General features: G+C 61.3%; 10 protein-coding genes. 5 read left to right on the plus strand and 5 right to left on the minus strand.

The window, feature by feature from the left end; genetic code table 11:
• Positions 1 to 21 precede the first annotated feature (21 nt).
• The 3 genes from otnI to AC1DK3_RS11305 form a co-directional block, all read right to left on the minus strand.
• Positions 22 to 816, minus strand: coding sequence for a 2-oxo-tetronate isomerase (gene otnI, locus AC1DK3_RS11295; protein ID WP_477192293.1), 795 nt, complete (start codon positions 814 to 816; stop codon positions 22 to 24).
• A gap of 28 nt (positions 817 to 844) precedes the next feature.
• Entirely contained in the window at positions 845 to 1813 is a 969-nt protein-coding gene (gene lipA, locus AC1DK3_RS11300; RefSeq protein WP_477192294.1) for a lipoyl synthase, read from the minus strand.
• 174 nt (positions 1814 to 1987) lie between these two features.
• Entirely contained in the window at positions 1988 to 3280 is a 1293-nt protein-coding gene (locus tag AC1DK3_RS11305) for a L,D-transpeptidase (protein WP_477192295.1), read from the minus strand.
• Positions 3281 to 3875: 595 nt separating this feature from the next.
• Between AC1DK3_RS11305 and AC1DK3_RS11310 the strand changes: the two genes are divergently transcribed.
• From AC1DK3_RS11310 to AC1DK3_RS11320, 3 genes are read left to right on the plus strand one after another with little or no spacing between them, the layout of a single operon-like run.
• On the plus strand, positions 3876 to 4580 hold the full coding sequence (locus tag AC1DK3_RS11310; protein ID WP_477192296.1) for an ImuA family protein: 705 nt from the start codon (positions 3876 to 3878) through the stop codon (positions 4578 to 4580).
• Positions 4477 to 6072 carry a Y-family DNA polymerase gene (locus AC1DK3_RS11315; protein WP_477192297.1) on the plus strand — a complete coding sequence of 532 codons (1596 nt, stop codon included), beginning with the start codon at positions 4477 to 4479 and terminating at the stop codon, positions 6070 to 6072. The genes AC1DK3_RS11310 and AC1DK3_RS11315 overlap by 104 nt, the downstream gene beginning before the upstream one ends.
• Positions 6005 to 9691: an error-prone DNA polymerase gene (locus AC1DK3_RS11320; protein WP_477192298.1), complete on the plus strand. Its 3687-nt coding sequence runs from the start codon at positions 6005 to 6007 to the stop codon at positions 9689 to 9691. Before AC1DK3_RS11315 ends, AC1DK3_RS11320 begins: the two co-directional genes overlap by 68 nt.
• 66 nt (positions 9692 to 9757) lie before the next feature.
• On the opposite strand, the gene AC1DK3_RS11325 is transcribed toward AC1DK3_RS11320, so the two are convergent.
• On the minus strand, positions 9758 to 10015 hold the full coding sequence (locus AC1DK3_RS11325; protein ID WP_477192299.1) for a hypothetical protein: 258 nt from the start codon (positions 10013 to 10015) through the stop codon (positions 9758 to 9760).
• Positions 10016 to 10196: 181 nt separating this feature from the next.
• On the opposite strand from AC1DK3_RS11325, the gene AC1DK3_RS11330 reads away from it, so the two are divergent.
• Positions 10197 to 10619, plus strand: coding sequence for a cupin domain-containing protein (locus AC1DK3_RS11330; RefSeq protein WP_477192300.1), 423 nt, complete (start codon positions 10197 to 10199; stop codon positions 10617 to 10619).
• 13 nt (positions 10620 to 10632) lie between these two features.
• Here AC1DK3_RS11330 and AC1DK3_RS11335 read toward each other — a convergent pair whose 3' ends face one another.
• A complete protein-coding gene (locus AC1DK3_RS11335; protein WP_477192301.1) occupies positions 10633 to 11082 on the minus strand; it encodes a cupin domain-containing protein in 450 nt (149 codons plus the stop codon).
• 108 nt (positions 11083 to 11190) lie between these two features.
• Here AC1DK3_RS11335 and ggt point away from each other — a divergent pair, with 108 nt between their 5' ends.
• Entirely contained in the window at positions 11191 to 12933 is a 1743-nt protein-coding gene (gene ggt, locus AC1DK3_RS11340) for a gamma-glutamyltransferase (protein WP_477192302.1), read from the plus strand.
• Positions 12934 to 12962 lie beyond the last annotated feature (29 nt).

Genomic DNA, 12962 nt, shown 5'->3' on the forward strand with positions numbered 1-12962 from the left:
CACGCTCGATGAAGGACGACGTCAGGCGATTGGCGACTTCGCCTTCTGCGCCCGGAACCACGCGAGGCTTTCGTAGGTACCGGCCAGCGGCCTGTATTCACAGCCGACCCATCCTTTGTAGCCGATCCGGTCGAGATGCCGGAATATGAACGGGTAGTTGATCTCTCCGGTGCCCGGCTCATGGCGGCCGGGCGTGTCGGCGATCTGAATGTGGGCGATGATCTTTAGGTACTTGTCGATCGTCGGTGTCAGGTCGCCTTCCATAATCTGCATGTGATAGACGTCGTACTGGAGACGCAGGTTCTCCGCCTCCACCGTTTCGATGATGTCCGCCGCTTTGGCTGTTGAATCGAGAAAGTAGCCCGGAATGTCGCGCGTATTGATCGGTTCGATCAGCAGCGTCATGCCTTCATCCGCCAGGGCGCGTGCGGCGAAACGTAAGTTATCGACGTAGGTTCTGCGCATCGCCCGGTGGTCGGCGCCGAGGGGGGCGATGCCTGCAAGGCAATGAAGCTGCGTGCAGCCGAGCACCTTTGCGTATTTCACGGCGCGGGCAACACTATCGCGGAATTCGCTGACGAGGTTTGGATAAATCGCGATGCCCCGCTCGCCCGCTTCCCAATTGCCGGCCGGCAAATTGAATAGCGCTTGGCGAAGTCCGTTCGCCTTCAAACGCGCGGCGATGTCGTCAGCGTTGAACTCATAGGGGAAAAGAAATTCGGCGCCTTCGAAGCCTTGCGCGGCGGCTGCTTCGAAGCGATCGAGAAACGGCATCTCGTTGAACAGCAGCGATAGATTGGCCGCGAATTTTGGCATGATCGTTCTGCTTGCAAGATGAGTTCGATTAAGTCGAAACGTGCGCGCGATGGGCTGCCTGAAGGCGGCGGAAATCGTCGCCCGCATGGTAGGATGATCGGGTCAAAGGAGATGCGGCGACGAGCAGGAATCCCTTGGCGCGTGCGGCTTGTGCGAGGCCTTCGAACTCTTCAGGCGGAACGTAGCGAGCGATAGCGGCATGTTTCCGCGTCGGCTGCAGGTATTGGCCGATCGTCAGGAAGTCGACGCCCGCCGATCGCAGGTCGTCCATGACCTGGAGGACTTCTTCGCGTGTTTCTCCGAGGCCGACCATGATCCCCGACTTCGTGAAGGTCTTCGGGTCGATTTCCTTGGCTCGCTGCAGGAGCCGGAGCGAATGGAAGTAGCGGGCGCCGGGGCGAATGCGCAGGTAGAGGCCTGGCACGGTTTCAAGGTTGTGGTTGAAGACGTCGGGCTGCGCTGCAATCACGGTTTCGAGCGCGCCATCCTTGCGCAGAAAGTCGGGCGTCAGCACTTCGATCGTCGTGCCGGGGGAAGCCACGCGTATAGCACGGATGGTTTCTGCGAAATGCTCAGCGCCGCCGTCGGCGAGATCATCGCGATCGACTGACGTCACGACGACATGTTCTAGTGCCAGCCGAGCCACGGCTTCGGCAACTCGGAGCGGTTCGCCGGTATCGAGAGCTGACGGCAGGCCTGTCGCGACGTTGCAGAAGGCGCAGGCGCGCGTGCAAATCCCGCCCATGATCATCATTGTGGCGTGCCGCTTTTGCCAGCAATCGCCGATGTTCGGGCAGGCGGCTTCCTCGCAGACCGTGTGAAGCTTGTGTTCGCGAACGATGGCTCGCGTATGGTCGTACCCCGGAGAGCCCGGTGCGCGGACCCTTAACCAGTTCGGTTTGGGCAACGACGGCGTTTCGGAATGCGCGACCTTCTCGGGGTGGCGCGGGCGCGGCGTCGTGCCGGTTATGTCGAGCAAGGTCACCAAGGGCGCCATCGGCAAAAGACAACTGTCGCAACATACTAGCTGGTGCGGGCAGAATGTAACAGACGCCTATTCAGGCGCGCTCGCGCCTTCGCTCATGTGGGATCGGCCGTTGAAGACGCCAAAGAAAAAGGGCGGCTTGATCAGCCGCCCTCAAATTCTCGATGATGGACTTCAGGTGCCGCGTCACTGAACCTGGACGGCAGCAGCCTTATGGACGGGGAGCCCATCTGCTTCCGAAGCCGATGCCCGCGTTGTCGCCGCGCCGGAATCCGATTCCTTCGCCGGAGCCGACACTGCGCTCGGCTTTACCGGATCCGGAACAGCCATTGCGGGGCTCATAACCGGATCAACATGGGGGTCGGAGGCGGAATCGGACGTTGCTTTCTTCTTCGCGCTCGATGTTGCGCTTGAAGTGTTGGCAACTTTCTTCTTCTCCGATGAGGCCGACGGCTCGGTTTCAGATTTTGCCTCAGCAGATTTGTGCTTGGGCGCCTTCTCGGCGTCCCTCTGCTGCGGATCCGACTTTTGGGTCAGCGCCAGATCGTCGTCCTTCGTAGCGTCCTGCGAGGCTTGATCCGGTGCTTCCTGAACGGCCTGGGAAACAGACGCCGTCTTCTTCGGATTCTCGTCCCAGAAGTAGTTATTCTGGTCATCGCCGTTCGATTGTGTGCTGGTGGCCGATTGTGTGCTCGCGGCGCGGGCGTTCTGCGCTTTGCCCGAGTTGTAAGCTCTGTATTCGTAGGTCGACGAGTTCGATGAAGAGGCCGAGGCAGACGCAGAGGCAGACGCAGACGCAGACGCCTTGGGCGCCGAAGCGGACGAAGACGAGGCTGCCCGAGGGTTCGAATCGGCATCGCCGTAGCGCGGGTACTTGTCGCCGGACGCGAGAGGCTGCGTAGAGAACTGCTGCCAAGTAACTGTCACCCGCGTCCCCATAGGTACGCGCGGATAGAGGTCGAGCACGTCTTCGTTGGTCATGCGGATGCAGCCGGCCGAAACGGCCTGCCCGATGGTCCAGGGCGCGTCGGTGCCGTGAATACGGTAAGTGCTGCTGCCGAGATACATTGCCCGGATGCCGAGCGGGTTCATCGGATGGCCGCCTGGGACCCAACGCGGCAGGCGCGGGTTCTTGCCGACCATTTCCGGCGTCGGGGTCCACGGCGGGTTGACGCGCTTGTTGGTCACCGAAGTCACGCCCTGCCAACGGGCTCCCTCCTTGGGAACCGCGACGGGATAGGTCATCGCCTCGCCGGGCTTCGTGATCCAATAGAGGCGGCGATCGGAGAACGAAACGATCACCTGACCGGGCTTATACTTCGGATCAAACGATACGATTTTGCGGCCGCCGCCGTACTCGGCGCTGCCGCCCCAGAGGAAATCGATCAGGTCTTCGGCCTTGGCCGATGATGCGGACATCAACCCGCCAGCCATAACGATGGCGGAGAGGGTTAATCCGCTGAGGAAGCGCAGGCTCATCGGGGGATGCTCCGGTTGGTGAACAACAAATATACTAAACACAGAACGAGGGGGTCATCCTGTGCTTCGAATGGTGAAGAGCCGGTATAATTCAGTCTCGGTGCCGTCGGCAGAGCAGGGAAGTCACAGTTCCATGGGGATTGCATCGCTCCCCGCTGACATTCCTAGGGTTTTACGAATTTTAGAACGATGTGTTGCGGTTCGATGACGGCGTAATCTGAGTTCGTTCTTTGTCTGCGCAGACTTGACGGATTGAAGGGTTGGTATTAGAACAAACGATGAACATTATTGGGGGTCGCTCGGAGGCGTTCCCTAAACGGACTTCTTTACCATGAGGTTCCTATTGGACTCGAGAGTTTCCACCGCCGTCTCGGGTCTATCCCCACAGTCCGGGAAGGATGCGGTTATCGAGAGCTTGCGCTCCCGCATTTTACATATCGAGCGGCATGCTCCGCGCCGGGGTGTATCTGCGGTTCCGGAAAATTCCCCATTGCCCCGCTCGCGGCGGCGGTTGCGTTGGGAGCTTGGCTGCCCGGCCTGCGATGATCTTCTGCCAAGAGGGCTCGAAGCGAATTCCCTTCATGAAATCAAGGGCGTGCCTTCTGCTATTCGTGGCGCGTCAGCGGCCGACTGGATGGCTGGGATAGGTTTTGCGGCTCGCCTCGCCGTTCGCCGGATCGAGACATTCGCAGTGAGCGGAGAGGCACATGCTTCCTCTTCTTCGATGGTTGGTTCCGGGATTGGGCCTTGGGTGTTGTGGTGCTGGCCGCGGCAGCTTGCAGGCGAATTCGGTTCTCCGTCGGCGGCTGGCCTTGCGAGCCTTGGGCTCGATCCATCGCGCCTCATCATCGTCGAGACGGCGCGTGCGGGCGATGCGTTGAACGCGATCGAAGAGAGTCTTCGGGCTCAGAGCCTCGCCGTCGTCATCGGCATTGTCGAGGAGGCGGAGTTGACGCCGGCGCGCCGATTGAGCCTTGCGGCCGGAGAGACGGCAACGCCTTGCCTTCTCGTCACGCATCCCGCTTCCGAGCCCGCCGGGGCAACGGCAACCCGATGGCGCGTGCAGCGCGGTGGGAGTGCGCCGCACACTTTCGACCCGCGTGCGCCGGGGTCTACGCGCTTTTCGATTGCGCTGGAGCGTTGCAGGGCGCGTCCCGAAAGCGCCGCACGGTCTCCCATGCTTCTGGAGTGGAGTGATGAAACGCGTCGTTTCGATTTGGCTTCCGTCGTGGCCGATCTTCCGGCTCAGGCGCGCGGAGCCGACGGCCGTACCGTCACAGCAGCCGTTCGCGCTTATTAAGAGCGGAGCACATGGTCTGGCGATCGTGGCCGTCAACGAGGCGGCCGGGCTTCTCGGGATCGAGGCCGGCACATCGCTGGCCGATGCCAGGGCGGCGCATCCCGATCTCCTGTCGCGTCCCGCCGAGCCCGAGAAGGATCGTATTGCGCTTTTGAAGCTTGCGCGTTGGGCCGGCCGCTACGGTCCAAACCGGCACGTCGACGGAAATGATGGCTTGTGGATCGACGTTAGCGGTGTCGCTCATCTCTTCGGAGGCGAAGAGAACTTGCTCAATGACATGACGCAGCATCTTTTGTCGTTCGGCGTTGCCGTGCAGGCCGGGCTTGCCGATACGCTTGGCGCCGCGCATGCGCTCGCCCGTTTCGGCTGCCCGCCCGATGCTGCGTGGGCGATGGCGCCGGTTTCCGAGACGCGCGCTGCGATCGGCTTTCTTCCCGTCGAGGCGCTGCGGCTCGATGCTCCGCGTATTCTGCTGCTGAAGCGATTGGGTCTTCGCCACATCGGCCAGCTCTACGATATTCCGCGCGATAGCCTGGCGCGGCGGTTTCGTTCCTCCGATGTTGCCGCTGCCGTTCTCGTGCGGCTCGATCAGGCCCTCGGTGCGATGGAGGAGCCGCGCCGGCCGATGCAGCCTCCACCCGTCCTCTCGGTTGCGCGGGCTTTCGCCGAGCCTCTGATCTCATCGGAAGCCTTGGAGGCCTTCACGAATGAACTCGCGGACGAACTTGCTGCCGCGCTTGCTGCGAAGGATCTCGGCGCGCGGGTTCTTCGTCTGACGTTCTATCGGGCCGACGGTACGAGCGGGACAATTGCCGCTGCCATGAGCACGCCTTGTCACGACGCTCGCCACATGATGGCGCTGCTCAGCGAGAAATTTTCGAGCATCGACGCGGGCTTCGGGGTCGATATTCTCCGGCTCGACGCGGTGCGTGCGGGAAAGCGCGGAGCCAATCAAAAGGGTTTTGCCTCGCCCCACAGCGCGGCCTTTCGCGATCCTTCGGAGCTTGTCGACCGTCTCGCCAATCGTCTCGGGCGCGACGCGATAACGGTGCTGCGTCCCAACGGCAGCCACATCCCGGAACGTGCGGAGGTGCGGCTCCCGGCGCTCGATGTGCTGGCTGAAACGTCGTCGCGCGTTACGTCCTACACGCCGCCTTGGCCCTATCCGAAGCGATTGCTTCGTCCGGCTTTCATGCTTTCGCGGCCTGAGCCGATCCAAGTTACGGCCGGCGTGCCGGATGGACCGCCGGCGAGCTTCATCTGGCGGCGTGTCGAGCGTCGCGTGGCGCGCGCCCAAGGACCGGAGCGCATCGCGCCTGAATGGTGGCGGACGCTCTATCTCGATGAAGATCAGAAGCGGCCGCGTACGCGCGACTATTACCGGATAGAGGATCAGCAAGGCGCGATGTACTGGGTTTTCCGGCATGGCCTTTATGAGGGCGAAGAGGGAAGCGAGCGGCCTCGTTGGTTCCTGCATGGGCTATTTGCGTGAGGCGACGCCAATGACGCTTCGCTACGCCGAGCTTCAGGTGACAACGAATTTTTCGTTTCTGCGCGGGGCCTCGCATGCGGAGGATCTTGTCGAGCAGGCGAAGGCGCTGGGTCTTTCGGCGATTGCGGTGACGGACCGCAATTCGCTTGCGGGCGTCGTGCGAGCGTACGTGGCGGCGAAACCAGACGAGGGGGAGGAGAAACCTAAAATTCGTCTCGTGATCGGCGCGCGTCTCGATCTCGAAGATGCGCCGAGCCTGCTTGTCTATCCGACGGATCGCGCGGCCTATGGGCGGCTCTGCCGCTTGCTCTCGCATGGGCAGCTCAGGGCGGACAAAGGCAAATGCATTCTCTATCTCGCCGATGTCGCCGCGCATGCGGAAGGCCAGATCTTCATCGCGCTGCCTCCGGATGATTGGGATTGGCGGGAGGTGACGCTAAGTACTGCGCGCAGGCTGGCGTCCGAAATTCAAATCGCAAATATCATTCCATTTGAATCCGTGGGTGAGCGTTTGAACGGTTTCGATTCCCCTCCCCCTCGCGGGGAGGGGTTAGGGGTGGGGGGCTGCGATGACGACCTCCTTCACCCCACCCCCGGCCCCTCCCCGTCAAGGGGAGGGGTGAATCGGGGGGTGTTGGAAGCATCGCTCGGGCGGATCAAAGACGCTCTCGGTCATGCGCCCCTTTATCTTGCGGCTTCGCATACCTATCGCGGGGACGACCGGTCGCGCATCGCGGCGCTTGCCGCGCTTGGCGAACGGGCGGGCACGCCGATCGTTGCGACCAACGACGTGCTCTATCATCACGCTGAGTGCCGTCCGCTGCAGGATGTCGTCACCTGCATTCGCGAAAAGACGACGCTTCGGGAAGCCGGTCTCCGGCTCGAGGCCAATGCCGAGCGATACCTCAAAAGCGCGGAAGAAATGGCGCACCTCTTCAAAGGTCATGAAGCGGCGCTCGCGCGGACGCTCGACATCATCGAAGCCTGCCGGTTTTCGCTGCGCGATCTCAAATACGAATATCCGGACGAACCGGTGCCTCCGGGCAAGACCCCACAGGAGCATCTTGTCGAGCTGACCTGGAAAGGTGCCGCGAGTCACTTTCCCGAAGGCGTGCCGGAAAAAGTTCGGGACACGATCGAGAAAGAGCTCAAGCTGATCGATCAGCTCAAATTCGCGCCGTATTTTCTGACCGTCCACGACATTGTCGCGTTCGCGAGATCCAAGGACATTCTCTGCCAGGGGCGCGGGTCGGCTGCGAACTCGGTCGTCTGCTATTGCCTCGGCATTACGGCGGTCAACCCGATCGAGGTCAATCTGCTCTTCGAGCGTTTCATTTCGTCTGCGCGCCTGGAGCCGCCCGATATCGATGTCGATTTCGAACACGAGCGGCGCGAAGAGGTCATTCAATGGATCTATGAGCGCTATGGCCGCGACCGTGCAGGGCTGACCGCAACCGTCATTTCATATCGTTCGCGATCGGCCGTGCGCGATGTCGGCAAGGTGTTCGGCCTTTCGGAAGATACGATCTCGGCGTTTGCCGGCATGGTGTGGGGAACGCACGGGGGCGGCGTTCCGCCGGAAAAGCACGTTCGCGGCGCGGGGCTCGATCCCGCAGACCGGACGTTAGCTGCGGCGATGAAGCTTGCGCAGGAATTGATGGGATTTCCACGGCATCTGTCGCAGCACGTCGGCGGCTTCGTGCTGACGCGCGGTCCTTTGGTCGAGGTCGTGCCGGTCGGCAATGCGGCGATGGCGGACCGCACCTTCATCGAATGGGACAAGGACGACATCGCGGCGCTGGGATTGATGAAGGTCGATGTTCTGGCGCTTGGCATGCTGACCTGCATTCGCAAGGCTTTCGATCTGATCGAGCAGCATCACGGCAGAAAGATCACCCTCGCGACCGTCCCGCGCGATGACGAAAAGACTTACGACATGCTGTGCCGTGCGGATTCGCTTGGCGTGTTTCAAGTCGAGAGCCGGGCGCAGATGAACATGCTTCCGCGCCTCAAGCCGCGGATATTTTACGATCTCGTCATCGAGGTCGCGATCGTGCGTCCGGGGCCGATCCAGGGCGATATGGTGCATCCCTATCTCAGGCGCCGCAACGGGCTCGAGGCCGTCGTCTATCCTTATCCCAAGGGCGGCGACGAAGACGAACTCAAGAACATTCTCGGCAAGACATTGGGCGTACCGCTTTTTCAAGAGCAGGCGATGCGCATTGCGATGGTTGCCGCCAAGTTCAACGATAAGGAGGTCAACGATCTCAGGCGGGCGATGGCAACGTTTCGCCGTGTCGGCACGATCGGTTTGCTTGAAGAGAAGATGGTCTCGCGCATGGTCGAGCGCGGCTATGAAGAGGAATTTGCGGCGCGCTGTTTTGCCCAGATCAAGGGCTTTGGCGAATACGGCTTTCCCGAGAGCCATGCGGCGAGCTTCGCGCTTCTCGTCTATGTGTCGTCCTGGATCAAATGTCACTATCCGGCGGCGTTCGCGTGCGCGCTTTTGAATTCGCAGCCGATGGGTTTTTACGCGCCCGCGCAGATCGTGCGCGATGCTCACGAGCACGGGGTGGAGGTTCGGGAGACGGACGTCAATTTCTCCGACTGGGATTCGACATTGGAGCGGACACTCGAAGGAGGCCGTCCCGCGTTGAGGCTCGGACTGCGTCTCATCGATGGCCTCAGCGAAGCCGACATTCACGAGGTTCCGGAGAAAGATCCGGAGAAGAAGCAGGCTTTGCGCCGAAAATTCCCGACGCTCATTCCGCCGTCACCTCCGACTGCGCATGGGACGCAGAAGCACGGGACGAACAGAAGATTTCAAGGCATTGCGGATGTCGCAAAGCGCGGAAGCGTCAGCACGCTCGAGAAGCTCGCGGCGGCGGATGCGTTTCGCTCGCTGGGGCTCGATCGCCGGCAGGCTCTGTGGGAAGTCAAAGCGCTCTCCAATGCGCCGCCGCTGCCACTCTTTTCCTGGAGCGAGACGCAGGACGTTGGGAAGGAGGCCGACGTCACATTGCCCGAGATGGCGCTCTCGGAGCATGTGGTCAACGATTACCAGACGCTGCGTCTTTCACTCAAAGCGCATCCGATGTCGTTTCTGCGCGAGGATTTTCGCCGCGAGCGCGTGCTCTCCTGCAAGGAGTTGGCCAATGCGAAAAACGACTCCTTTGTTCGGGTGGCGGGCGTCGTGCTCGTCCGGCAACGGCCGGGGACGGGCAACGTCGTGTTCATGACGATCGAGGATGAGACCGGCATTGCCAATGTCATCATCTGGCCGAAGCTGCTCGAACGTTTTCGCAAGGTCGTGATGACGTCGCGGCTCATCGTGGTTGAAGGCCGTCTGCAAAGACAGGTCGAGAAGCACGCGGATATCATTCACGTGGTGTCGACGAAGCTTATCGACAGAAGCGATTGGCTGCTGCGTCTTTCGGAATGGGCTGCGGATATGGACGTGCCGGTGGCGAATGCGGATGAGGTGCTGCACCCGGAGCCCGGCTCCGCGCATCCGATCCGAAAAGACGACCGGCGGATCCATCCGCGTTTCTCGCGCGAGCCGAAGCCGCGTCATCCGCGCAATGTTCGCGTCATTCCGAAATCGCGGGACTTCCACTAAACGAAAACATCACCGTGCGGAATTCCGCACGATGATGCCGTTAGCCCTCGAAACCGGAAAGTTTCGTTACTTGCAGGCCAGCTGCGACGACTGGCACTGGGTTCCGAACGTGCCCGGTGTGCAGGACGTGTGGACCGTGCCCTTCGGCGTCCGGCCCTTGGCTTCGATGATGTTCGCCAAGCCATGCGTCGACATGATAACCGCGAGGTCGTGCGTCAGCCCATCGCCAATCGCTCCGACGCGGACGCAGTCGCCGGCTTGAGCCGTCGCAGATAGTGCAACCAGCACCGCAGCCGCAGCGACGCCGAGTTTCAATGAGCGCATTTGCCCCTCCAGAAGGTCAAGTCTTTCGGCGGGGAAATTAGTCGAGGGTGCAAACGAAAGACAGGCGGACTCGTTGTGGTATGCACAAAGGAATCGAGGAGCGTGCCGGAATTGCCACTGAACGGCCGGGCGGCGCGGCCAACCTTACAAATTCGTGATAATCCGAATGGGGATTGATTTCATGGACGAGAAAGATCAGGCGAGCGTTGGCCGGTTCGATATCGGCGAGGTCGCCGCGTCGTTTCCATCATCCGCGACGACGCTGCTTATCGACCGCTATCTGACAAATCGCGAGGCGGCGAGCGCTCGAGTCTTTCGCGTCTACAAGCCGACGCCGCCGCACTATCACGCGACGTGCGATGAATATCTCTACGTGTTTTCGGGGCGCGGCACTTTCTGGATGCGCGATGCCTCGATGGTCAGCGAATTCGGTCCGGGGCAATTGCTGTTCTTCGAGAAGGGAACGGTTCACGCCCTGCCGGAGATCATCGAAGAGCCGGTTGTTTTTCTGTCGGTCGATACGCCACGGCGCGATCCGAAGGACGTCATTTTCGTCAATCCGGAGGATGGCACGCCGGAAAGCTTCGTTCAGCAGAGTTATTGATCCGCTTGCGGAGCTATTCTGGACCCTTTTCCGGGATCGAGGTCGGCATGCCTTCCGCGCCGATGTAGATGGCCAGAAGCCGGAGGGGGCTAGTCCCTGTGTTGGTGCCCTGGTGCGTCTGGTGGATCGCTTCGACAAAGGTATCGCCCGGCTTATAGGTTCGCTTGCCTTTGCTTCCATAGTCGACGGTCAGCTCGCCTTCCATCACCATCCCAACGAGAGGAATACCGTGCTGGTGCCAGCCGGTGGAGACGCCCGGCGGCACATCGATATATCCGGCTGTGATCTTCGCCGGCGCGCCGGTCGGATAGACGATCGGCTCATCCGCGACCGTTTTCGACGTTTGAAGCAGCGGCGTGAACGTTATCGATGGCGCTAGCGCCGTTGCGGTTGCGGCGCCGAGAGCGAAGAGCGCGGGCGCGGCCAGGGCGAGTAGGACTTTTTTTCTTATGGTAAGAGACATCGTTTGCTCCATGTTTACCGGCATTAATAGCGTGCGGATCTTAATCTTTTGCTCTGTGTGGTTCGCCGATTGCTCACCGGTTCGGCTCGGCTCATCCCTGGGGATCTCATGACTTTCAGAATTTTGCTTGCGGTTTTGTGCTCGATTGTCGCAGTCACGGCGTCGGCGCAGGAATTCCGGCCTGTTCCTGAAGGTGCGTCGGGCAGGCGCGAGAAATTTCTCGTTGTCGCCAAGCAGCACATGGTCGTCGCTGCGGAGCCCCTGGCTGCCGAGGCGGGTCGCGAAATATTGCGGCAAGGCGGATCGGCAATCGATGCCGCGATTGCGACAGAGCTGGTGCTCGGCCTTGTGGAGCCGCAGTCCTCCGGTCTCGGCGGCGGCGCGTTCATTACTCTGTGGGATGCCAAAACGCGTTCGATGACGACGTTCGACGGCCGCGAAACGGTACCGGCCACGGCGCGCCCCGACCGGTTTCTCAAAGACGGCAAGCCGATGAAGTTCGAGGAGGCCGTGAACTCGGGTTTGAGCGTCGGCGTCCCGGGCCTTCTGCGCGCCATTCATGCAGCGCACGAGAAATACGGGAAGCTGCCGTGGGCGAAGCTCTTCGAGCCGGCGATAACGCTCGCCGAGAATGGATTTCCCGTGTCGCCGCGGCTCAGCGTTCTTCTCAAATCCGAAAGCGCGGAAAAGTTCGCGCCCGATGCGCGGTCGTATTTTTATGAGGGCGGCGTAACGCCGAGGGCTGCAGGATCGCTGCTCAAAAATCCCGAATACGCCACGACGTTGCGAACGATTGCCGCGCGCGGGCCCGATGCGTTTTACAGCGGCGACATTGCGGACGCGATGGTCAAGGCCGTCAAAGAAGCGCACACCATACCCGGTGATTTGAGTGCTGAGGATCTTGCGGCCTATAGCGCGAAGGAGCGCGAGCCGGTCTGTGTCGCCTATCGCAGCCGGCAGGTTTGCAGCGTCGGTCCGCCTTCCTCGGGGGCACTCACCGTCGGCGCCGTGCTGAAACTCATCGAGCCATTTCCTCAGGTGCAGGGTGCATCGGCGCTGATGACCGCTCCTGCTTTGCAGATCATTGCTGAGGCGGAGAAGCTCGCCTTTGCCGATCGCAATATGTACATCGCCGATCCGGATCGGGTTGCGGTTCCTTCGGGATTGCTGGATGACGCTTATCTTGCCGAGCGGCGGAAGCTTATCGATCCGAAGAAGGCGATGGCGAGGGCCGAGCCCGGATTGCCGCCGGGACTCGCTAAAAAGTCGTTCGGTCAGGATGCGACGTACGAAGTGCCAGGCACGACGCAGGTTTCGATCATCGATGGCGAAGGCAACGCGGTGTCGCTGACGGCGACAATTGAAAGTGCGTTCGGCTCGCACCTCTGGGCGAAAGGCTTTCTTCTCAACAACGAGCTGACGGACTTCTCATTCGTTCCGGTCGATGCGAACGGCATGGCCGTCGCCAATCGCATCGAGGGCGGAAAGCGGCCGAGGAGCTCGATGGCGCCGACGATTGTTCTTGGCGCGGATGGCGCGCCCGAGATCGTTACCGGTTCGCCGGGCGGTTCGCAGATCATCCTCTACGTCGTGAAGACGCTCGTCGCCGTAATGGATTGGGGTCTCGACGCGCAGCAAGCCGCGTCGCTCACGAATTTCGGCAGCCAGGGCGGACCGTTCCTGATCGAATATTCGCTGCCGATCGTATGGCCGGCGTACGAACTGACGTCCTATGGCCAAACGGTCTCCGGGGCGACGATGACGTCCGGCGTGAACATGATCGTCCGGCGCGACGGCCGTCTCGAAGGCGGGGCCGATCCACGCCGCGAGGGTGTCGCTCTCGGCGATTGATGCTAGAGGAAGCGAAACGTCCTGAAGAG

It is taken from the genome of Hyphomicrobium sp. 01T421 (genome assembly GCF_056398805.1).

What these genes read in the sequence shown, in the direction of transcription:
- otnI (WP_477192293.1), bottom strand. Translation starts at nt 816, where the DNA reads ATGCCAAAATTCGCGGCCAATCTATCGCTGCTGTTCAACGAGATGCCG.
- lipA (WP_477192294.1), bottom strand. Translation starts at nt 1,813, where the DNA reads ATGGCGCCCTTGGTGACCTTGCTCGACATAACCGGCACGACGCCGCGC.
- AC1DK3_RS11305 (WP_477192295.1), bottom strand. Translation starts at nt 3,280, where the DNA reads ATGAGCCTGCGCTTCCTCAGCGGATTAACCCTCTCCGCCATCGTTATG.
- AC1DK3_RS11315 (WP_477192297.1), top strand. Translation starts at nt 4,477, where the DNA reads ATGAAACGCGTCGTTTCGATTTGGCTTCCGTCGTGGCCGATCTTCCGG.
- AC1DK3_RS11320 (WP_477192298.1), top strand. Translation starts at nt 6,005, where the DNA reads ATGGCCTTTATGAGGGCGAAGAGGGAAGCGAGCGGCCTCGTTGGTTCC.
- AC1DK3_RS11325 (WP_477192299.1), bottom strand. Translation starts at nt 10,015, where the DNA reads ATGCGCTCATTGAAACTCGGCGTCGCTGCGGCTGCGGTGCTGGTTGCA.
- AC1DK3_RS11330 (WP_477192300.1), top strand. Translation starts at nt 10,197, where the DNA reads ATGGACGAGAAAGATCAGGCGAGCGTTGGCCGGTTCGATATCGGCGAG.
- AC1DK3_RS11335 (WP_477192301.1), bottom strand. Translation starts at nt 11,082, where the DNA reads ATGTCTCTTACCATAAGAAAAAAAGTCCTACTCGCCCTGGCCGCGCCC.
- ggt (WP_477192302.1), top strand. Translation starts at nt 11,191, where the DNA reads ATGACTTTCAGAATTTTGCTTGCGGTTTTGTGCTCGATTGTCGCAGTC.